Raw genomic sequence first — 20,822 nt, 5'->3', positions numbered from 1 at the left:
CTAAGATGGGAGTAGCTCATGTTGGGTTCTCCTGTGAAAAATGGTGTTGTGGTGACTTCCATTTTACACGAATCCATTCATGGGCTTCTTTGTTTTTAGCTGTCGCACTTCATATTACAATCCGTCAAATATAAAAAAGCCCGTCTTTGCGGCGAAAGACGGGCCGTTCGTATCGTATAAGCCTATTAATCTGAATGCTGCCGCTTGTTTGCGACTACCGGAACGTCCGGTACGATCGCGCCGAACCGTTCTAGCTGCTCGCGCAGCTCTGCGAGCGGAACGTCCCGTACCGAACAATTCCGCCCGGCCGCGATTGCCGCCGCCATCCCGGCCACCTGTCCGGTAGCCATACAGCTCGCCTGAACGCGGAACGCCGAATTGGCCATCCGGTCGCCCGAAACGCATCGTCCGGCCACGAGCAGATCGTCGCTGCCTTTCGGGATGAGCGCCCGGTACGGCAGTGTCGGCACAATGCCGGGAGCAAGCACCTTTTGCTCGATATGGTACCCGCTATGGTGATGCAGATCGATCGGGTAAAAGCTGTAGCATACCGCATCCGGCCATACGTAGCCGGAAACGTAACAATTCTCGTCGACCACGGCTTCCCCGTCGATGCGCCACGTTTCGCGAATGCCGCATTCGCCCGCCGCATAACGGACCTCGAGCCGCTCGCACCCCGGCACTCGGCGAAGCATCGTCACCGTATCGAGCAGTTGCCGCCGCGCCTTCACCTCCGCGAGCGTCCGCGTCTGTGATTCCGAGCCGTCGATATCCTGCACATGCATATTGATCCGGCCCGCCTTCAGGTCGTTATACATGTCGAAGCGGCTGCGGACCGCCTCCCCCGCCCGCAGCGCGTCCTCATATACCCGCTTCAGCTCGGCCGGATCGATCGCCGCCGGATCGTAACCGCCGATGTCGTTGATCAGTGTTCCCGGCTGAAGCTGTTCGCCCTTGCAACGCGGGTATCCCATCAAACCGGTCACATCGGCATCGCCGGTCGCATCGACCAACTTGCTCGCCTTGAACCATTTCAGCCCCGATTTGCCGACCAGCGCGACATACACGCCATCCTTGCCGCGCTGTACGGCAGCAGGCATCTCGTGCAGCCTGAGAGAAACGCCCGCTTCGAGACAGAGCCGGTCCAGCACGGCGCTGTATACAAACCGGTTCACCAAAATTTGATGCCTCCAGTGTCTGTCCGGTACGACGGAGAAGTCCGGCAGCGTCGCCCCGCCCAGCTCCGCGGTCCGCTCGATGATTTCCCAGCCGATGCCGCGAATAATCTGCTTGCCCCAGGCATGGAACAAGCCGGGGAAATTAACCGAAGCTACGGTCGTCGTTCCGCCGAGGATGCCGTTTTTCTCTACGAGCGCAGTTCGCTTGCCCGCGCGGGCCGCCTGAATGGCCGCCGTGCAGCCCGCCGATCCGCCGCCGAATACAATGATGTCATACTCCCCGTGAACGTCCTGCGCCGCCGGGATCGGGAGCGCTGCGGCACGCCCGCCGCTGTGCCCGCCATTCATTTGCGCACCGCCTCTTCCAGTGCCTTGTTCGCCTGCTCCTCGCTCACCCGAAGCGCCGTGTTCAGATCCATCTCGCCTTTCATCGCCTTGGACAAATTCGCGGAAAGCGGATTCAGCACCAAATTTTCGTACGTAGAGCGCGGCATCGGGGCCGCCGGCTTATTCGCATACAGCGCTTCGGCGATTTGCTTATCCTTGAAGGCGGTATCCGCCCCGTAAGCGTCCCGGACCGCCTTCGTTTTGACGACGGGAATAAAGCCCTTGCGCGATAGCGACATCTGGAATTCGTCCGATACTAAGTAATTCAGCACTTCCATGCCTTGATCCTTATATTTGCTGGAGCTGGACACGAACAGACCGTTCGGGTAAGGCTGCGAGCCGACCCCGGGCAGATCGCCGAATACCGGCAGGCTGACGATTCCCCAATTAAACGTGCTGAAGTCCGGCTGCAATTGCAAATAAAAGTTCATGACGAACATCGCCAAGTTTTTGTCCTTCATAAAGTTATCGTTCGTAATCGCTTTATTCGAAGATATCAAATACGGGCGGTAGCCGTCCGCCTCGGCCGGCTCGAGTATCGTCTTGTTTACGAGCTTGCGGTACGCGTCGGTATGGATGGCCGCCTTGCCGCTCGTTTCATTCACAAACGGCAGCGAATACGGGTTCATGGTCAGCATATGATTGATGGACACGCCGAGGCCGAGATACTGGACGCCGCCGTCGAAGCGGGTGAGCCTTTTGCCGAGCGTTATCGTCTCGTCCCACGTCATTCCGTTCTTCGGATAAGGAACCCCGAATTTGTCGAAAATGTCCTTGTTATAGTAGAGGACGAGCCCGCCGTCGTGAAGCGGAAACCCGTACAGCTTGCCTTTGTCGCTGAGCGCATCGAATACCGGCTGCTCGAACCGGCTCGTATCAATCTGATGCGACTTCATGAGTGGGGCGAGATCGTAGTTCAGCCTGTTATCGATCATATTGCCGCGCATGCCGCCGAGCGAATCGTGGACGAGATCGACCGGCTGGCCGGCCGCGATATGGTTTTGCAGCGTGTTTTTGGCCGACCCTTGAATATAGGTGAATTTGTACTTCGGAAATTTCGCCTTCAGCGCCGTGCCGAATCGTTCGTCCCATACTTCCTCCGTATTGCCCACCGCGCCGAAAATAACGAGCTCCGCCGGCTCGTCGGCATACGACTTCACGACCGCCCCCGGCGACGTCGGTTCTCCCTTGTCGTTCGCTCCCCCGCAAGCGGCGGTTACCAGGGCGATGGCAAGGCCCATGCCCGCTCCGACCGGTATTCGTCTGTTCATTTTCATGTTACGCTCCCCTTTTCTGTACAGGTTGAAGCAGGCCTGCTTCCTGGTTTTATTGTAGGAGAAAGCGCTTTACATTCACCATGCACTTTTGTAATCTAAACTATATACTAAAAATCGCCGTATCGGTAAATGGGCCGATTACAGGCGACGGGGCAGACGGGGAGAGGAAGCGAATGTCTTTTCCTTTATGCGGACATATCCCGCGGCTGACGTATTACCGGCATGTAGTCCGGCGCGAGCAGTTTTTTCAATACGAAAGCATTCAAACCGAATGGCTCGTCTTTGCGGTGGAGGACGGGTCGTTTTATTATGAAATCGAACATCGCAGCGCTACCGCTTCGTTCGGCGATCTTGTGTTTTGTCCGCCCGGTGTCGCCTTTCGCCGCGTCGTCATCTCCCCGGTCACCTTATTCGTGCTCCGCATGAACTGGGCCGACGATCTGGGCAACGAGCTCGATCCGCAACGGCTGGACGGGCTTCCCGTCGGGAAGGTGAGCTTGCGCGACACCGACAAGCTGACGGACGATTACGCCGCGATGAAGCGCCACAACTTCCTGGACGAGCGCTGGAGCATGATCCGCCGAAACCATCATTTGCACCATATATGGCTGCAGATCTGCGAGCAAACGGAACAGCTGCCGTCGGCGGAGCCGCCCCGTTCGTCCGATCCGCTGATCGAAAAAGCGACGCAGCTCATTCGGGAGCAAGCGTTCGAGCGGTTCAGCCTGCAAATGATCGCCGGCTCGCTCGGCGTCAGCCGTATGCAGCTGTGCCACAAGTTCCAGACGGAGCTCGGAACGACGCCGATCAAATACGCCACCGCGCTGCGTTTGGAAAAGGCGAAGAAGCTGCTCGTCGAGACGAACTTGACGCTGGATCAAATCTCCGAATGCTGCGGCTACCAGAACGGTTTTTACTTAAGCCGCGTGTTCAAAAACAACTGCGGCACGACGCCGAAGATGTACCGGCTTGAGCACCGGCTGTAAGGCTGCGAGACGTTCAAAGCTATAGAGGATACCCCGACTTATAGAAGGTCGGGGTTTTCTCTGTGACCATAGATGGAAGACGGCAATTTCTTTATAGTTTAGGTCAATTTGCGAAGAGTCTCGGGCGGGGCCCGCTATGTATAATCGAAATACGGGCAGCGGAAAGGAGGAGCAAAGAGCTAGGGCCGGGAGGCCGTAACGGACGGAATAGGTGCCGAGTTCAAGCGGAAATGCCAACGTATGAAGGCATGACGATGAAACAGTTTTTGTGAAAGCGGTATCAATAAGAGTTGTGCCAGACAGAAAAACTAAGGAGGGGTCCTATGAATGCAACGAAGAAACGCGCAGTAAATGGATCGGTCGCCATGTTGGCAATGGCGGCGATGCTCGGATGCTCGACGGGGACCGCTACGGAGAAAAGCGGCGATCCGTCCCGGCAGGAAAAAGAACAGCCGGGGAAGGCCGTTTCGGCTGCGGTGTCGACAGAGCCGGTTACCCTCACGATTTTTAACAGCAGTATGGGCGACGAGCTGATGAAAAGCGCGATCGTCGATCCGATCCAAGCGAAATACCCTTTTATGACCATCAACGTGGTCAAAAAAGAAAAAGGCTCCTATATGGAGGACTTGATCGCGGCCGGCTCGGTCCCGGATATCATTATGGGCGACAGCAGCGGAGATATTCCCGTATACAATGACTTGAACGTTCTCTATGACATGACGCCGCTGATCAAGAAGCTCGGTTTCAATCTAAGCTCCATTGACCCGGCCGTTATGGATGAAGTGAGAGCGTATACGGGAAACGCGCGAATACTCGCCATACCGCGTGGACATAACACAGCTGTCATCTATTACAATAAAGACATATTCGACAAGTTCGGCGTGCCGTATCCGAAAGACGGCATGACCTGGGACGAGGCGATCGATCTGTCGAAGAAGGTGACGCGGCTCGACGGCGGGGTGCAGTACCGGGGGCTCGATTTCGCGGAGCATATCCTGATCCCGTATAACCAGCTGTCGCTGCCTGCCATCGATGCCAAAACAATGAAGGCCGCAGTAAACAATGACAAATGGAGCCGTTTGTTCGCCACTCTGAAGCGCGTCTATGAAGCAGACGGCGCCAAGCCGGCACCCGCGGACTACGGCGGCCGGGCGAGCACCATCTTTTTGAAAGATAAAACGCTGGCCATGTTCGCCTCGACTCTTATGTTCGGAGCTTTGCCCGACGCGATCAAAAACGGACTTAATTGGGATGTCGTTACGCTGCCGTCTTTCCAGGAAGCGACGGGAAGAACGATCCAAATGTTCTCGCCTTTTCTAGGCATTTCACCAACGAGCAAATACAAAGATCAGGCGTTCATGGCAATCGCCCATATTTTGTCCGAGGACGTGCAGGTATCGGAAGCAAAGCTGGGCCGGCCCAGCGTACTCAGCACGGATCGCGTGAAGACGGAGTACGGAACGGCCAACGAACTGCTTAAGGGCAAAAATAAGGACGCCATCATCAAAAACAAATTTGCCGTGGCAAGACCATCAATTACGAAATATGACCCTGCCGCCTACAACATTTTGCGCAGCAAATTCAAAGAAGTCGTGCTGAACGACAAAGATATTAACACGGCGCTCATGGAAGCCGAAGAAGCGATCAACAAAGATTTGGAGCAGAAACAAGCGGCCAAATAACAGCGACCTTACAAAAAGCGGAGTCCGTTGCCATTAGGACGAATTCCGCTTTTTTCGCGTGATGCCGGATGGCGTTACCTGTTAATGGACCGTTTATAGCTTTGGCGATATTGCCTCGGCGTCATCCCTTCATATTGCTTGAACACGAGGCCGAAGTAGGAAAAGCTGCCATAGCCGACGCGGGTGCAAATCTCGCTAATGGACATGTCGGTAAAGACGAGTTCCTGCTTCGCCTGACGAATGCGGGCATACGTAATAAAGCGGCCGATTGTATCCCCTGTAGCTTTTTTGAACAAACGGCATAAGTAATAGGGGGTAATGTAAAACCTTTTGGCCAATTCCACGAGCAGGATGTTTTCTGCGTAATGGCTCGACAAGTAGTCGATGATATCATGGATGGTCGGGTTTTCTTCGGCGGTGTCCTTATTTGGAGGAGGGCGGTCGGAAAAACGGATGCGGTGAATGTCCTGAAGCAGCCGGGTCAGCAAAATACCGATCATATGCTGGAAGCCGGTATGACGCTCCGTGTATTCCGCATGGATCTGATGGAGCAGAGCATAAATTCGGGCATGCTTCTCCTCGGATAGGAGAAGGTGTCTGTTTTCGTTCTCGAGTTCTTTCCCGAACAAATCATGAACGAGTTGTTTCGTTTCGGGGATTAAACATTCGGGCAAAAAATTGATGACCGTCCGGGTGAACCGCCTTCCTATCGTCGGAGAAGCTCTATGGATTTGCCGGCCTTCGATCAAAATCAAATCGTTTCCTTGGAACGGATGCACGTAATCGTCGTTTATATAAGCACCCCAGCCTTCGTGAAGGAAAAACAACTCGTACCCGCGATGGAAGTGATAATTCATATGGAAATCCGTTTCCGAGAAGCGATATTTGATATAAACGGGCAGCTCATGAAGACGTGTATTTGTAAAATCATCCGCATAATCGTTTCGATCGCCTGATAACAAAACGTCACACCTCCGCTTCAAAAACAAAGGAGAACCTCCGGTCACTCGAAACGGTCGGCACCGCCAACGCGCGAGAGGAGGAAGTTCTCCCTTTATTTTATTCGCCAAACCGATATTCAATAAAACCATTCCGGCTCGATCAAAGCAAGGCACAAATCGAGACCCTTTCGCTTGAACGGCAGACTGCCGTCGCTGTGCATGAGCTGCGGGTCCTCCACTTTCGCGTACGTCAGCAGGGCGCCTCCCTTTTCCGTCATCCGGCAGTTCAGGTTCATATATTCGTACGGGCCGTTCTCGATATCTCCGATTTTGCGCCAGGTGCTCCCTCCGTCACGGGACAGCGCTGCCGACAGCGGCGTACGCAGCCCAAAGTGGTGTCTGGCCGGATCGTACTGGCTGCCGTTATAAAACAGCACGAGATCTCCGGTGGAAGGAATCGTTCTGAGACAGGTGCAGGATTCGGGAGCCGGTACGCTGGACGTTTGCGGCAGCGACCACGTCTCTCCGCGGTCCCCCGAATGGGACAGGAATACGGCTCCGAGCTGCGTCCGGATCGACATGATCAGCCTGCCGTCCGCAAGCTCGGCAACGGATGCTTCCATCGCCCCCCGCATCGGCAAATCGACCACGGAGTCCGCCTGCCGCCAGCTCCGCCCCTCATCGTCGCTTAGAAAGCAGCCGATCGTATTGTGCTGGCTACCTTGATGCCCGGTGCCGAAGTGAAACGGCAGCAGCAGGCGTCCGTCCGCGAGGACGTTCATATGATTCGCACCGCCTTGCAGCCATTGTCCCTCACTTCGCTCCCATACGCTTCCGGCTTCGCGCCATGTGAGGCCGTCGTCGGTCGAGCGGAACAAACACATGGTCGAGCTGCTGGCGCCATGATGGCCGCGAAGGCAGTGCAGCAGCAAATCGCCGGAAGGCAGCCTCGACATGCCGGGCGCCTGTACGTTATGATCTCCCGGCAAAACGTCGACGAGCATCTTTTCCTCGCCCCAGCTTCTTCCGCCGTCCCGGGACATTTTCGAGTAAATGCGGCAAAGACCGAAATCGCTTCCTCCACCCGGACTGTCCTCGTACTTATGCCAAACGAGCAGCAGCCGGCCGTCACTCAGCGGCATGATGCTGGCCGTATCGTTTCGCGGATTGCCCGCCCCCGCTTCGGCTACCGTTACATATTCGATCATGGTCCCTTCCTCCTTAGTTCCAGATTATATTCACGCAGACCGTTCCGTCGCTGCGCCGCCGATGCCGAGAATGGCGAATTGCCGTGCAAATGCGCCAATATGCGCCCGCTCTTCGTCCGTCAACTGCTGGAGCGGCTTGCGCGGCAAACCGACGTCGATTCCTTGCAGACGCAATATTTCTTTCTCGAAGGCAATGAAGTCGTATTTCAGCAGTTCGGCAATAACGCGGTTCGCCTGCGCTTGCAAACTCCGCGCCTCGCCGACGGCTCCTGCCCGGAATGTCCGGTACAGTTCCACGAACAATTCCGGCATCATGTTGTACGTGCTGCCGATGGCGCCGCAGCAGCCTACCGCAAGGCCCGCCAGCAAGCATTCATCCGGTCCGTTGAACACGCGGAAATCCGGTCCGCACGCTTCGATCAGCTGCTGCAGCTCGAACGTGTCTTTAGCCGTATACTTGACGCCGACGATTTTGTCCGATGCAGCGAGCTGCTCGTAAAATCGGACGGAACTATGAACGCCCGTCAAGTCGGGAATATGGTACAGGATTAGCGGAATATCCGCCGCCATCGCAATATCGAGATAGTGGCCGCGAACCTGCTCCTGGCCGTGCTTATAATAAAACGGGGCGACCGACGATACCGCGTCGGCTCCTACGCGCTCCGCGTATTTCGCCAGCCTGATGCAGGTCGCCGTATCGAGCGCTCCGACATGGGCGATAACGGGAACGGCTCCCTGAACTTCGTCAACGACAATGTCCAGAAACCGCTCGCGCTCCTCGCTCGATTGCAGCAAGCCTTCGCCTGTACTTCCCCCTGCATAAAAGCCGTTAACGCCCTTCTCCAGCAAATGCCGGACCAGCCTGCGGGTCGCCTGCTCGCTTATGGCTCCCGATGGGTCGTACGGCGTCAGGAGCGCCGGAATAATGCCGTGAAATGAATCGACTGACAACATGCTGTCACCTGTCCTATCCGTTTGTATGTTTCTCTTTAGTCGGAAACGTCTTACCATTCTCCGCTATTGCCGTAAGCTTGCTTGGCTCGGATGCCGAATCGGCTGCCTGCGTTGTCGATAGCCTCAAGAAGTTCCCGAACGGACACGCCGGACGAACTTCTCGCCGCGGGAATCAGCGTATCGCATTCATTGTCGTCCATGAAGCGGGCGGCGTTCAGCAAGCGGCGCTCGTCTTCCTGCGGAATAGCTATGAAACCGTGCTTATCCGCATGAATGAGCTGACCCGGCCGGACCGTACAGCCGAATACTTCCACGTCGCAACCCCAGCGGACCGGCGTGCTGTACGCATGACCGACGCATAATCGACGGGCGAGCGCCTTGAAGCCGGCGTTCGTCATTTCGTCGAGGTCGCGGATCGCCCCGTCGGTGATCGTGCCGACGCAGCCCAGGGCGCGGTGAATATTGCTGTTCACTTCCCCCCAGAACGCACCGATCACACGGGGAGCGTCCAAATCTTGAACGACGACGATTTTGGGGCCGGGCACGCCGGCCACATATTGTCTGTATTCGCTCCATGCTGTCGGGTTATTTTTCGCATGGGCCGGGTTCCCCGGTTCGATCTGCACCGTTACCGCATAACCGACCATCGGTCCCATTTGCGGCATATAATCCCGCGTCTCTTCCGAGTTGAACCCTTTCGTAATGTCATGCTTCGTAATGGCTTCCCAGCCGTTATAGACGGTCGGCGTATTCCATCTTTTCAGCTTCAACAATTCGCTATGGCTTAATCGCAGCTCGTTCATTTATTGCTTCTTCCTGGCCGCTACGGCCTGATTCAATTTTTCCTCAGCCGTGCGTAGTGCGGTCGCGACATCGCTCTCGCCGAGCAGGACCTTCGCCAACTCCCCTGCCGGGAACAAATACGGGTTCAGGCTGATCAGTTCCGGATTCATCTTCGCAGCAGCCGATGGCTTATTATAGAAGTAAGCATAGTTGTTTTTGTCTTTTAATTTCGGGTTGTTTTGCATGTACGTTTGTTGAATTTCTTTGCTTTGCAGTGCCGTTGACCGCCCATCCTTGGACGCATTTAGCTGATATTCATCGGATGTCAGGAACGCGACGACTTGGAACACGTCATCTTTATACTTACTCGTATTGGTTGGCAGCAAATATCTTGCGGCCGACTTGGTTCCGGTTTGCGGCGCCTCTTTGTAAGTAGGAAGGGCCACATAATCGAAGCTGATCGCTTTATCCGCGGCCGCAGCCGCTCCCCCTCCAACCGTCATCGCTACGGTTCCGGTCAGGAAATCGCCTTCCTGCACCTTGTCCGGAAGACTGTCTGCCGTCAATCCGTTGCCCGGAATTTCATAGAAACGCTTAATATTGTTAAACACCATTTTCCAGGCGTCCGTTTGAATCACCGCTTTATCGCTGGCATCCAATACCGGCAAGCTCAGTTGGTTGTTGATGACGAAAATATTCGACCAGTTGGCGCTGAATCCCCGGTACTGGATACCGCCCTCGATCCGTGTCAACCGTTTGGCCAGCTCGTATGCGTCGTCCCAGATCATGCCGTCCTTCGGATAGGAGACACCGAATTTGTCGAACAGATCCTTGTTATAGTAAAGGACGTAGCCCAGCGAGGCATTCTGATAAGGAATCGCAAATACGCGCTGATCGGATGTCATATCCTTCATCGACTGGATCGCTCTCGGCTCCAACTTGCTTAGATCGTAGTTGTATTTCTTGATCAGCTCGTTCAAGTTTTGATCCAGCTTCATGTCCAGGAACATCGGCAGGTTGACCGTCGCGGTCATGTAAACATCCAGCTGCGTTCCGGCGCTGACCAGATCTTTCAGCTCCGTTCCTTTACCCGGCGTAATAAATTTCGCCGTAATATGCGGGAACTTGTCGTGGATCGGCTTGCCGAACTGCGCTTCAAATTCGGCTTCTGTGAGCGGAATGCCGGAAAACACGATTTCAATCGGTTTATCGTTTGCTTTGGCGGCTTGCGGCTCCCCGCTGTTCCCCGACTTGCTGCCGCAGCCCGTCAAAGAAGCGGCCGCCAGCAAAAATGCGATAGACAATACTATATGTTTTATCATAGTCGAACCCCCGTGTTTCGAATGATTTATCTGGAATACCCTACAAGCCGTACCGTCTTGGTTACGCCGCCCGGCAGGGACGATTTGGCATACACCGTTACGGAAACGAGAACCGTGCCGTCTTTAATGAAGCCCGCGATGTCGTCATCCGTTAACCATTCCTCCCCCGCCGCCGCCGCCGATTTTTCCATGATGACGTTCGTGGAATCGCTATACTCGCAGCGAAATTTTACCGTATCGGTTTGACCCGGACCGAACGTTCCGTCCCAGCCGATTTTTACTTTCGCAAGTTCGATGCCGGAAAAGCCTGCCGCCGGCGCAACCGTTAGCGCCGCTCCGTACGTATGAGCCGGTCCGTCCGCGGGTGACAGCGCGGCATGCAGCCCCAGACTTCCCCGGTTTTGCACCCAATCCGAGCCGCTAGACGTACCTGTTGCCGTGTACACGGTTTTATGCGCCGTATCGATATACTGTTCGCCGACGTAATGGGGCGCGAACGCGGGGGCGGCGGCGCCTTGCAGCGTAAATTCCTGCTGTGCCGGCAGTCCTGACGGAACGGGCCTGTAGTCGTACCATGCGGTCCCCTTCACCAGCAAAGCGTACTCGATCTCGATCGCATCTCCTGCCGTCGTTCCCGGATGAATCAGCACATCGACACTTTCATTCGCCGCGGCGCCGGTCAGATCCAGCTTGCAGAAGCCGTCCTGATCGAAAAGAGGCGTATATTCCACGGCATTCGTTTTCCCGGCGTTCCGCTTCCTCACAAGCAATCCTGAACGCGGATTCGGATTCGCAGCCTTTACGACAACCCGATAACTCCCCGCTTCGGTCAACGTGCAGCTTTGGACAATGCCGTCGTTTCTGGGATAAGCGTCTACCGTTGCCAGTTTCATATTGCCGTTCGGCAAGTAATACACCGTCATCGTTCCCCCAGTTTTGTGCCAATACAGCGGGATGTCGTCCGAACCGGTCCCTTTTACGAAATTGCTTCCGTTTTGAAGCATATTTTTTTTCGGATACGGAACCGACTTATTAAAACTGGAGGAGCCGGAAAAAATTTTCCCGTCAACGATGTTGTACCCTGCGGGGCTCGTCAATCCTTTCCCCACACCGAACATGTCCAGGTTGGACAACAGCAGCCGAATGTTGGAGTTGCCGACGAACGTAATTCCGTAGTCGGGCCGCGTTAGCGACGAATGCCTGGCCAGATTGACAAGCGAGACCGCCACATTGCTTACCATGCAGGGTGTAATAATCGTCTTGACGGGATTGTTCAGTCTTAGCAATCCGCCATAGGCAGAGTCGTCCGAATAGCCGGTGTAAACGACACCGTTGTTGATTCTTATGCCCGGTCCGGAGTTGGCCTCAATATCGAACGCTTGTCCCGTGATATCCAGCCAAAAATCGCTGACCGTAATCGATCGGGCTCCGCCTTGATTCAGCTTGACCTTGACGGAAGTCCGGTAAAAGATCGTATGAAAATTGGAAATATTCACTCCGTCATATTCTTCGATGTAGATGCCGATGCTGTCGGGATTTCCAGTATTGAGCCACAGGAGAGCATCGGGCGGGCGAACCACGTTCGGATTCAGATGGATGTTGTTCAAATAGGCGACGTCTCCGCCATTATACAGCTGAATGGCCGTTCCGAAGCTATAGCCAAACAGGCTATCGATCCTGATTCGCTCGCCCGTTCCTTTGAAGAAATGATAGGCGCCGAAAAAGTTCACATTGACAAGATTACATCCGGCCTTCGCGTCGATCGTAAGCGGGAAACGAATAATGTTGCTCAGAGAGGTCGAGAACACGCTCTGGTTGGGATAAAATAGTTCGACTCCCTCTATGGTGCTGTTTCGTTCCATGACAAAGGTAGGTGCGGTCATATTGGCCGGGTCAATCAAAAACTTCGTATCGTGCTCGACATACATTCGATTCGGACCGTTGGTCGTCGCTGTTGCCGGGCCTTGGGTGAAGCCTCTCTTCGTCCCTACGATGGCCGTGTCCTGCGGCAGGATGATTTGCCCCGTAAGCTTGTAGCTTTTCCTTGCGCAGCATACTTTGGCGCCGGGCTCGGAGCTCAGAGCGTAATTGAAAGCCGGTGCCCAATCGATGATGATGCCGTTCTCGTCTCTTGTTGCGTAGCTCTCGAATTCATCGACGCTGATCCAAGTAATTCTGTGCGTCAGGGTGTCAACCTGTTCCCAATCTTCGGGCGTTCCGTTCGGGTTGTAAACCTGGTTCGTAACCGTCGCTTCCGCCTGAACGGATTGGAGAAAGCCTCCGGTAGCGATGGCAGCGCCCGCGATGCCGAAAGAAGCGAGCAGCGCCCTTCGGCTTATTTGATCCTCCGCATCCGCTACGGGGGTTGTGTCGTCAAGCTTTTTAGGATCGGGTTGATGATTCATCGCTCGTTTCCTCCGCTATACATGGAATTGGCGAAACCTTTCGATGAAACGGCAGTCGCCTTTTGGCGTCAGTCGCTGCATCGTCCCTGATGCTTCTTCTTGGCGGCTACAGTCTGATTTCTCTCTTCGGCAGGGCGCAAAGCCGATGCGATCATTTGGAACGCCTGCTTTCGTAGTTACGAACTTGGAGTGATTTTCATTTACAAGAAACGCCACATGTGATAAAATTCACAAATAAATTCGTGCTCTGAAGCTGCTCGCTCCCTCCTTCCGCCGCAAACCGTTTGTTTGATATACTGATGTTGGTTAAAGCGCTTACCTTGCCTCTATCATACCCGCGTGCTTCGATTTTAGCGTCCAATAATTTTACGATTCCTCTCATTTTTTTCGTTATTGTTTTTTTCACGACTGCAAGCCTACGGCAAAAGGCCGATAAAGTCAGGAGGTCTGGTCATGCCGCCCGTCATTCCGCCGGTGCTAACCGATTATCCGAACATGGACCGGTTTCCATTCTACATTATTAAAAAAGTAAACAACAACATACCGCCCCACCGGCACGACTTTCTGGAACTCAGTCTCGTCGTCGAAGGAACCGGCACTGAAACGGTAAACGGCGTGAAGCATCGCCTGGGACCGGGAACGATCACCTTCCTTCTGCCGTACCAAATTCACGACATCCGCGCCGACGCAGGCTCGAATCTGCTGCTGCACGTGTGCAATTTCGATATGGGGATACTGCTAAACGCGCCAGACCGCGAACTCGGACATTGCTTGCTGCATGCAGGCGATACGGAGGCGGCTCCGTTTGTCCGCTCCGAGGCGGAGCAACACCGGGACCTGCTCGCCCTGTTCGATCGGATGCAGCACGAATACAACAAGGACGAGCCCTGGAAGAAGCTCATCCTGACATCCATGTTATTCGAGGCGCTGGCCCGGTTCGACCGGCTTCGTCTGGAGAAACGCTCCGCTCCGGCCGAAGCCGGCCGGAAACCGGAGACGTCCGCCATCTGGGAAATCGTTCATTACATTCATCAGCATTATCAGGAGCCGCTTACGCTGGCCGATCTTGCCCGGCTGTTTCATTTTAGCGTGCCGAATTTGAGCAAGCAGCTTAAGCACCATCTCGGAACGAGCTTCGTCGATTTCGTCCACGAGCTTAGAATCCGTCAGGCTTGCAGCCTGCTTCGCTCGAGCGACATGACGATTACGGATATTGCGCTGGAAGCCGGTTTCCGCTCGTTCGCCAGCTTTTCGCGCGTATTCGGCGATATGAAAGGCATCTCTCCTTCGGCTTATCGGAAACGATGGTCAGGCAGGCTTCAGGAGGACGAATAACACGTCCGGCAGCCGGCGTTTTCCCGACACTACCTTTCTGACAGGACCGCATGAAGTCCGTTTTTGTGGTACTATGGAAGTTGACCAGAAGCGGCGGGAGCGTTATTTTCCGCCGACTTTTTTACCGGGGGACGCACGATTGAAAACATTGATTATCGCCGAAAAGCCGGACATGGGCCGCAACATTGCCGCCGCGATCGAGCCGAAGGCCGTCAATAAACGCACGCATCTGGAGGGCTCGCAATACATCATCACGTGGGCGATCGGGCATCTGATTGGACTCGCGGAGCCCGATCTGTACGATGACAAATACAAAAAATGGAACTTTACCGATTTGCCGATTATTCCCGACTCGTTCAAGCTGCTGCCGAATCCGCGAACGAAAGACCAGCTTAAGGTAATCGCCGGACTCGCCAAAGAATGCCGCGACATCGTCAACGCCTGCGACGCCGGGCGCGAAGGGCAGCTCATCTTCGCCTATATCCAGCAGCATCTGAAGCTGCGCCAGCCGGTCAGGCGGCTGTGGATCTCCGACCTCACGCCGGAGACGATCCGCCGCGGCTTCGCGGAGCTGAAGGACGGCAGCGCGTACGAGCCCTTGACGAAGGCCGCCCGGGCGAGAAGCGAAGCGGACTGGCTGATCGGCATGAACGGCTCGCGCGCGTTTACGACGAAGCATGGCGAGCTGTTGTCGGTCGGACGCGTGCAGACGCCGGTGCTGGCGCTGCTGCATGACCGGCAAAAGCAGATCGAGCAGTTTTCCTCCGTCAAGTTTTATGAGGTGGAAGCGTATTTCGATCAGCGCGAGACCGCCTATCGCGGGCTGTGGCAGGGAGACCGGCTGACCGACAAGGAGAAGGCGGAGGCTATCGCCGCCAAGGTGAAGGGCAAGCCGGGGCACATCTTAAGCTACGAGATTAAGGACACGAAGGAGTATCCGTTTCGGCTGTACGACTTGACGCTGCTGCAGCGGGACGCGAACGCCCGGTTCGGCTTCTCCGCCAAAAAAACGCTCGATATCGCGCAAGCGCTCTACGAGAAGCATAAGGTTATCTCGTACCCGCGGACGAACTCGAACTACGTGAACGAGCAAAACATTCCCGAGATGCACCGGGCGCTGGACGCCCTGAAGGGAACGCCGTACGAAACGCTGGCGGCGGGCGCGAACAAGCAGCTCGTGCACAAAAACAACAAAGCCGTGTGCAATCCGGCCAAGGTTGAGGACCACCACGCCATTTTGCCGACGGGCAAACGGGCGGGCTCGCTCTCGCCCGAGGAGCAGAAGGTATACGATTTGATCATTCGCCGGTTTTTGTCGCAGTATTACCCGCCGGCCGAATATAAGATGCATACGGTGCTAACCGAGGTTGAACGGGAGAAGTTCAAGACGACCATCAAGCAACTGCTAAGTCTCGGCTGGAAAATCATTTACGAGAACGACAAAAGCGCGCCGAAGGACACGAGCAAAAAATCCGGCGGCAAACCGGCGGAAGGCAAGGAAGGTCCGGACGGCGACGGACCGAGCGAGCCCGAGGAGGAGCTTGTCGATACGCCGTTCACGCTTGCGCTGGACGAGCCGGTGCACTGCCGTGATTCGGCGGCGAAGGAGAAGGAAACGCAGCCGCCGAAGCCATATACGGAAGGTACGCTGCTGAAGGCGATGGAAAGCGCGGGCAAGCAGCTTGAGAACGAGGAGCTACGCGACGCGATGAAGGATTCCGGCCTCGGCACGCCCGCGACGCGGGCCGCGATTATCGAGCGGCTGAAAAACGTCGGCTATGTGACGATGCAGGGCAAGCGGATCGCGATTACGCAGAAGGGCCGTTCCGCCGTGGAGCTGATCCGCGGCGCGGGCGTCGAACTGCTGACGTCCCCGGAGATGACCGGGCAGTGGGAACGGCGGCTGAACGAAATATCCCGGGGGCAAGCGTCCGACGCGACGTTTATGGAGAACGTGAAGAAGTTCACGCGCTCCATCGTCGAGAAGGTGAGCGTCCAGCCTCGCGCGGCCAAGACGCTGTTCGAGTCCGCGCAAGCGGACGCCGCCGAAGCCGGCGGCAAAGGCAAGTCACGCGGCGGCTCACGGAGCGGCGGGACGCGAACGCGCGGCAGCACGCGAACAGGCGACGCCGCTGCGAGCCGTGCAAGCGGGACGCGGGCTAGTGGCGCAGCAGCGGCGAACAGCGCTAGCGGGGACCGCGAGGTGATCGCGAGCTGCCCGCGCGAGGGCTGCGGGGGCCACATTTTTATGGGGAACAAAGGTTATGGCTGCAGCAACTACAAGCTCGGCTGCAAATTCGTTATCTGGAAGGAAAGCCTCGGCAAAACGCTAACTCCCGCGATGATCAAAAGCTTGATCGAAAAAGGACGCACGAACAAGCTGAAGCTGATCGACCGCTCGGGTTCGCCGATCGAGGGTCGTATTGTGCTTAAAGACCGGAATCTGGGGCAAGTGGAGATCGAGACGGTAACTTAGTGGCCCTACTCCCTACTTGACGTACCTGAATTCTGTTAAAAAAAAAGCAGGCATTTAGCGAAACGCGTCCCTTATGTCGGAAATAACGACATGATGGAACTGCGTTCCGCTAAAAATGCCCGTCCACGTCTCAAATAGCGGCAATTCGACAAACCTTTTTATTTTTTAACCACAGGCACCCTGCCAGCTTCCACCGCGAAATAATTCCACGGTTTGCCTTGATAAACCTCGTTGACTGACCATTCGCGATCGTCTTTTGCGGCACTTTTTTGCTTATTAAAACGCCCGTCAGACTTGAGTCTGCCCCAAAATTCAGCTTTTTCCTTTTGCATGGCCGGCATGTCTTGAAAATTCGAATCCATTGAAAAACCGTGACGACTCCTCACGGCTTAAGCCGTGGGCTTCTCGAATCATCGAGACTCGTAACCTCTATAGTCCTACACCGGATTTGCGGTTACCAAGGCAGTTGTCTTCACGTTCGGTCTATTATGATTATCGCCCCACTCGCACATGACTTCCAAGACAGGAATCAACGTCTTTCCATATTCGCTTAGCGCATATTCCACTTTAGGAGGGACCGACGGATAAATCGTACGTGTCACCAACCTGTCGTTCTCCAACTCTCGTAGATGCTGCGCCAGCATCTTCTGGGTTACCTCGGGAATCAATTTCTCCAGCTCATTGAACCTTTTCGTGGAATCCAGCAAATGCCATAAAATCAAAGGCTTCCACTTCCCGCCTACTACTCGAATCAACGTCTCGATCGGGCATTTCCTTTCCTCCCCGGCCTCCGCGCGAACAAACATGATATCCCTCCCTGCCCATACTTACTTTTAAGTGAGTATCCTACATCATAGTGGGTTCTTAACAAGATTTTAGAACGATGCTAAGCTTGAGTCAACCCAAGCTAAATGTTGAAGGAACCATATAGAAGGAGGAAAAAACGATGAAAATCATTGTATTCGGGGCAACGGGAAATACGGGAAGAAGAGTGCTCGCCCAAGGGGTTAAGATGGGGCATGAAATGACCGCATTTGTGCGAAGTCCTGAGAAGCTTTATGAACAACAAAGCGAGCATACTGCACAACATGTAAAGGTGATCGCGCGGGATATTCTGGACCCGGCAAGCGTTCGCGAGGCTCTCTCGCACCAAGACGCTGCTATTCTTGCAGCGGGAACTGCGGCCCAAGGAGAACAATTCGTTCGGATCGTCGATAACCTTGTAAGTCAATGCGAAAGCCAGTCCAGTTTCTCCGGGCGGGTATGGTTAATGGGAGGCGCGGGTCTGTTGGATATTCCATATACCGATCTCATCGGCAACAATTTGCCCGGCTTCCCGCCTACGTACCAGAATCATAATCGGAATCTCGAACGACTGCGCAAGACTCAGCTCGATTGGTCCATCATGTGTCCAGGAACGATGGTTGAATCGGTAGAGCATCCGAAGCCTGCTCGACTGCATGTGACAACGGAAACCTTGCCCGTGCCTATTCTGGAGGCGATAAAGGAGTTTTCCGAGGCCGATATAGCCGGTCACTTGTTCAGCCGGTTTCAAGAGCTGGATGTCGCTTATGACGACGTGGCGACTTGTATGCTGAACCATCTCGAGCTTGCAGGGCCGTTCAAAAGGAAAAGGGTCGGTCTCGCCTATCGAAGCGATATTCCGGTGAGCTGAGGAGGGTGAAGGAAATGAATGGTTTGTTTGGATTGCTGCTCATTTTGCATATATTGGCTTCGATTGCTGTAATCGGCCCTGCTTTCTTGGTGCCTGTCATCCGCAGATCCGCCAGAACCGCTGGCCAGCTGCGCTTTGCTTTCAGTATAACGTCCAAGCTTGCCATATTTCCTAAAATGGGCGGAGCCGTACTTATTCTTACCGGGATTTGGCTTATGATCCTAACCAAGATGGGGCTATCCCAAATGTGGCTGAATCTATCCATCCTGCTAGCACTGCTCATGGTAGCGACGATCGGCGGATTAATCGAACCGCGGATGAAAAAGGTTATGCAGATCGTTTCTGAAGCTCAAGGCCAAAGGGATGAAGTTCCTGCCGAGTTTGTACGGGCGATGAAAAAGATCGCGCCGCTCGAGTCGACGGCACAGTTTCTGATGATTGCCATAACCGTGCTTATGGTCGTTAAGCCCTTTTAATATCTACGTAATTTTATTACGTAAAACGATCGTATTACGACGATATGAATCGTTTGGAAGTAATTAGTAATTTTTGATACAATAAATATGAAGATGATCCTGTAATAAATGTGTACACCTAAGGAGATAAAACTATGGCACAAAACAAATTATTAAGAATGGACAATGTTGGCATCGTTGTAGAATCCCTTGATGACGCAATCTCTTTCTTCGAGGAGATCGGCTTGAAGCTCGAAGGGCGAGCTACTGTCGAAGGTGAATGGGCTGGCCGCGTAACCGGGCTGGGTTCACAGTGTGTAGAGATCGCTATGATGGTTACCCCAGATGGCCACAGCCGACTTGAGCTTTCGCGATTCCTCACCCCACCTACTATATCGGATCACCGAACTGCTCCTGTCAATGCCCTCGGTTATCTGCGCGTCATGTTCGCCGTTGAAGACATTGACGAAATGGTATCCAGACTCACTAAGCATGGTGCTCAGCTCGTTGGCGAAGTGGTTCAGTACGAGAACTCGTATCGGCTCTGCTACATACGTGGAAAGGAAGGACTTCTAATCGGTTTGGCGGAACAACTCGGCAATAAATAAATGACGTTTAACCAAATGAAAGGGCCTTAACTAACGAGAATGTTAGTTGAATGACAACAGCGGCAGTCTAAGACTTTATTGTTCAAGTCTTGGTCCGCCGCTGCTTCATTTACTGGCTGAAACTTATTTTTCATAAGCTGACGATTCTTCTATTCAAACCGCGTTAAATCAACGACTCCAGTCTCCAATCCTTGCATCTCACCGAACTTCAGTCCCTCCCCCGTTAACCCGGGCGGCAGCTTGCCTCGTCGACATCCCCAGGGCTACAGCCCGCTTCCTTTTCGAGTTTCGGCATATGCTGATACAACGATAAGGAAGGAAGAGAGCCCCAATGAACACTCACATCAAACCGAAGCCGCGGAAGTCCGTGTATCCGACCGCAAGCGATATCGCCAAAACGGCGGAGACGATGATTCCGTTCTACCGAAAAATAACGTGCGACGCGATATATGGTCGGAGATGGGCCGCCGCCGTCAAAAGCGCCAATCTCGGCGCAATGCTCCGGCTGTTCCGGCAAGCGGTGCCGCTGCGCAATCCGGCGCTGGCGACGAACGGCATCGGCTACTTTCTTGACGTGTTATTTCCGGCGCCGCTATACGTGTACACAAACGGCACGTCACTGCGGCCGGGCACGACGCAATTCCGGTTCAGCGCGAAGGCACATCGTTTGATCGCGGCCGCCATCTTGCCGCTCTACCGTGCGATCGTAGGCAGCAAACCGTTCGCCTCGGCCCTCGCAGAAGCGATTCGGCGGAGCGATCAGTCTATCGTCGAACGGCTCGTCCGCAGCCGTGTTTCTTCACGTTATTTATATTCGATCACATTAACGGAAGCGGGGTTCGCGATGGGTTTTCGCATACCGGGCGTCCGATTCACCTACTACAACGAATTTTTCCGCGAATACACGGGCTGAGATTTTAAAACATTTGTAAGAAAAACTTCTAATCGAAGCCTTTCGATGATGTACATTCGTGTTTTAGCGGAAGTTTTTCTTGGTACAGAAACTCGCACTTCGCTTTAATACTTTAGCGAAGTTAAACTTTCTATCCTGAAAATTAATCGGGTGGGAGAACGCCGCTTGGAGGGTATTGTCTTTGCGCAATCCTCCGGATACGCACGTTTTTGGCAATAGGAAACCAACCCCCCTGAA

18 protein-coding genes are annotated in these 20,822 nt (G+C 54.5%); 8 read left to right on the top strand and 10 right to left on the bottom strand.

The genetic code is table 11. The features are described from left to right. Positions 1-185: 185 nt before the first annotated feature. Positions 186-1,526: an FAD-dependent oxidoreductase gene (locus tag D7M11_RS35540; RefSeq protein ID WP_120752005.1), complete on the bottom strand. Its 1,341-nt coding sequence runs from the start codon at positions 1,524-1,526 to the stop codon at positions 186-188. Further along, positions 1,523-2,842 (bottom strand): ABC transporter substrate-binding protein, encoded by a 1,320-nt coding sequence (locus D7M11_RS35535; RefSeq protein ID WP_120752004.1) that lies wholly within the window; start codon positions 2,840-2,842, stop codon positions 1,523-1,525. Before D7M11_RS35535 ends, D7M11_RS35540 begins: the two co-directional genes overlap by 4 nt. Positions 2,843-3,015: 173 nt before the next feature. Here D7M11_RS35535 and D7M11_RS35530 point away from each other — a divergent pair, with 173 nt between their 5' ends. Then, positions 3,016-3,828 carry a helix-turn-helix transcriptional regulator gene (locus D7M11_RS35530; protein WP_158607017.1) on the top strand — a complete coding sequence of 271 codons (813 nt, stop codon included), beginning with the start codon at positions 3,016-3,018 and terminating at the stop codon, positions 3,826-3,828. Positions 3,829-4,151: 323 nt separating this feature from the next. Beyond that, positions 4,152-5,510, top strand: a complete 1,359-nt coding sequence (locus D7M11_RS35525) for an ABC transporter substrate-binding protein (RefSeq protein WP_120752002.1) — start codon at positions 4,152-4,154, stop codon at positions 5,508-5,510. A gap of 74 nt (positions 5,511-5,584) precedes the next feature. Here the strand turns inward: D7M11_RS35525 and D7M11_RS35520 are convergent, their stop codons facing one another. The 6 genes from D7M11_RS35520 to D7M11_RS35495 form a co-directional block, all read right to left on the bottom strand. Beyond that, the gene (locus D7M11_RS35520; protein WP_158607016.1) at positions 5,585-6,472 is read right to left on the bottom strand and encodes a helix-turn-helix transcriptional regulator; all 888 of its coding nucleotides are present in this window, start codon (positions 6,470-6,472) and stop codon (positions 5,585-5,587) included. Between the two features lie 116 nt (positions 6,473-6,588). Further along, positions 6,589-7,659 (bottom strand): sialidase family protein, encoded by a 1,071-nt coding sequence (locus D7M11_RS35515; RefSeq protein ID WP_120752000.1) that lies wholly within the window; start codon positions 7,657-7,659, stop codon positions 6,589-6,591. A gap of 30 nt (positions 7,660-7,689) precedes the next feature. Then, on the bottom strand, positions 7,690-8,613 hold the full coding sequence (locus D7M11_RS35510; protein ID WP_158607015.1) for an N-acetylneuraminate lyase: 924 nt from the start codon (positions 8,611-8,613) through the stop codon (positions 7,690-7,692). A 50-nt stretch (positions 8,614-8,663) separates the two neighbouring features. Then, positions 8,664-9,416, bottom strand: coding sequence for an RraA family protein (locus D7M11_RS35505; RefSeq protein ID WP_120751998.1), 753 nt, complete (start codon positions 9,414-9,416; stop codon positions 8,664-8,666). Continuing rightward, entirely contained in the window at positions 9,417-10,718 is a 1,302-nt protein-coding gene (locus tag D7M11_RS35500) for an ABC transporter substrate-binding protein (protein WP_120751997.1), read from the bottom strand. It abuts the gene before it with no gap. Positions 10,719-10,744: 26 nt separating this feature from the next. Further along, positions 10,745-13,123: a hypothetical protein gene (locus tag D7M11_RS35495; RefSeq protein WP_120751996.1), complete on the bottom strand. Its 2,379-nt coding sequence runs from the start codon at positions 13,121-13,123 to the stop codon at positions 10,745-10,747. 453 nt (positions 13,124-13,576) lie between these two features. Here D7M11_RS35495 and D7M11_RS35490 point away from each other — a divergent pair, with 453 nt between their 5' ends. Both D7M11_RS35490 and D7M11_RS35485 read left to right on the top strand, forming a co-directional pair. After that, positions 13,577-14,458 (top strand): AraC family transcriptional regulator, encoded by an 882-nt coding sequence (locus D7M11_RS35490; RefSeq protein ID WP_120751995.1) that lies wholly within the window; start codon positions 13,577-13,579, stop codon positions 14,456-14,458. A 139-nt stretch (positions 14,459-14,597) separates the two neighbouring features. Continuing rightward, complete coding sequence (locus tag D7M11_RS35485) at positions 14,598-16,934, top strand: type IA DNA topoisomerase (RefSeq protein ID WP_120751994.1); 2,337 nt, start codon at positions 14,598-14,600, stop codon at positions 16,932-16,934. A gap of 158 nt (positions 16,935-17,092) precedes the next feature. Here the strand turns inward: D7M11_RS35485 and D7M11_RS35480 are convergent, their stop codons facing one another. Next, positions 17,093-17,275, bottom strand: a complete 183-nt coding sequence (locus D7M11_RS35480; RefSeq protein ID WP_240041449.1) for a hypothetical protein — start codon at positions 17,273-17,275, stop codon at positions 17,093-17,095. A 96-nt stretch (positions 17,276-17,371) separates the two neighbouring features. After that, positions 17,372-17,740 (bottom strand): winged helix-turn-helix transcriptional regulator, encoded by a 369-nt coding sequence (locus D7M11_RS35475; protein ID WP_120751993.1) that lies wholly within the window; start codon positions 17,738-17,740, stop codon positions 17,372-17,374. 140 nt (positions 17,741-17,880) lie between these two features. Here D7M11_RS35475 and D7M11_RS35470 point away from each other — a divergent pair, with 140 nt between their 5' ends. The 4 genes from D7M11_RS35470 (at position 17,881) to D7M11_RS35455 (ending at position 20,585) form a co-directional block, all read left to right on the top strand. Then, positions 17,881-18,609 carry an NAD(P)-dependent oxidoreductase gene (locus D7M11_RS35470; protein WP_120751992.1) on the top strand — a complete coding sequence of 243 codons (729 nt, stop codon included), beginning with the start codon at positions 17,881-17,883 and terminating at the stop codon, positions 18,607-18,609. A gap of 14 nt (positions 18,610-18,623) precedes the next feature. Further along, positions 18,624-19,085: a DUF2269 family protein gene (locus D7M11_RS35465; protein WP_120751991.1), complete on the top strand. Its 462-nt coding sequence runs from the start codon at positions 18,624-18,626 to the stop codon at positions 19,083-19,085. Between the two features lie 134 nt (positions 19,086-19,219). Then, positions 19,220-19,672, top strand: a complete 453-nt coding sequence (locus D7M11_RS35460; RefSeq protein WP_120751990.1) for a VOC family protein — start codon at positions 19,220-19,222, stop codon at positions 19,670-19,672. Positions 19,673-20,003: 331 nt separating this feature from the next. Then, positions 20,004-20,585 (top strand): BTB/POZ domain-containing protein, encoded by a 582-nt coding sequence (locus D7M11_RS35455; protein WP_120751989.1) that lies wholly within the window; start codon positions 20,004-20,006, stop codon positions 20,583-20,585. The last annotated feature ends 237 nt before the right edge of the window (positions 20,586-20,822 follow it).

Source organism: Paenibacillus ginsengarvi (assembly GCF_003626695.1).
Classification (GTDB): domain Bacteria; phylum Bacillota; class Bacilli; order Paenibacillales; family NBRC-103111; genus Paenibacillus_AB; species Paenibacillus_AB ginsengarvi.
The sequence above is the reverse complement of the archived record's forward strand: the minus strand, read 5'-3'. Positions and strand labels throughout refer to the sequence as shown.

Coding starts and splice junctions, on each gene's coding strand:
- D7M11_RS35495 (WP_120751996.1), bottom strand. CDS start 13,123: ATGAATCATCAACCCGATCCTAAAAAGCTTGACGACACAACCCCCGTA.
- D7M11_RS35535 (WP_120752004.1), bottom strand. CDS start 2,842: ATGAAAATGAACAGACGAATACCGGTCGGAGCGGGCATGGGCCTTGCC.
- D7M11_RS35515 (WP_120752000.1), bottom strand. CDS start 7,659: ATGATCGAATATGTAACGGTAGCCGAAGCGGGGGCGGGCAATCCGCGA.
- D7M11_RS35470 (WP_120751992.1), top strand. CDS start 17,881: ATGAAAATCATTGTATTCGGGGCAACGGGAAATACGGGAAGAAGAGTG.
- D7M11_RS35510 (WP_158607015.1), bottom strand. CDS start 8,613: ATGTTGTCAGTCGATTCATTTCACGGCATTATTCCGGCGCTCCTGACG.
- D7M11_RS35540 (WP_120752005.1), bottom strand. CDS start 1,526: ATGAATGGCGGGCACAGCGGCGGGCGTGCCGCAGCGCTCCCGATCCCG.
- D7M11_RS35490 (WP_120751995.1), top strand. CDS start 13,577: ATGCCGCCCGTCATTCCGCCGGTGCTAACCGATTATCCGAACATGGAC.
- D7M11_RS35465 (WP_120751991.1), top strand. CDS start 18,624: ATGAATGGTTTGTTTGGATTGCTGCTCATTTTGCATATATTGGCTTCG.
- D7M11_RS35525 (WP_120752002.1), top strand. CDS start 4,152: ATGAATGCAACGAAGAAACGCGCAGTAAATGGATCGGTCGCCATGTTG.
- D7M11_RS35505 (WP_120751998.1), bottom strand. CDS start 9,416: ATGAACGAGCTGCGATTAAGCCATAGCGAATTGTTGAAGCTGAAAAGA.
- D7M11_RS35475 (WP_120751993.1), bottom strand. CDS start 17,740: ATGTTTGTTCGCGCGGAGGCCGGGGAGGAAAGGAAATGCCCGATCGAG.
- D7M11_RS35530 (WP_158607017.1), top strand. CDS start 3,016: ATGTCTTTTCCTTTATGCGGACATATCCCGCGGCTGACGTATTACCGG.
- D7M11_RS35455 (WP_120751989.1), top strand. CDS start 20,004: ATGAACACTCACATCAAACCGAAGCCGCGGAAGTCCGTGTATCCGACC.
- D7M11_RS35480 (WP_240041449.1), bottom strand. CDS start 17,275: ATGCCGGCCATGCAAAAGGAAAAAGCTGAATTTTGGGGCAGACTCAAG.
- D7M11_RS35500 (WP_120751997.1), bottom strand. CDS start 10,718: ATGATAAAACATATAGTATTGTCTATCGCATTTTTGCTGGCGGCCGCT.
- D7M11_RS35460 (WP_120751990.1), top strand. CDS start 19,220: ATGGCACAAAACAAATTATTAAGAATGGACAATGTTGGCATCGTTGTA.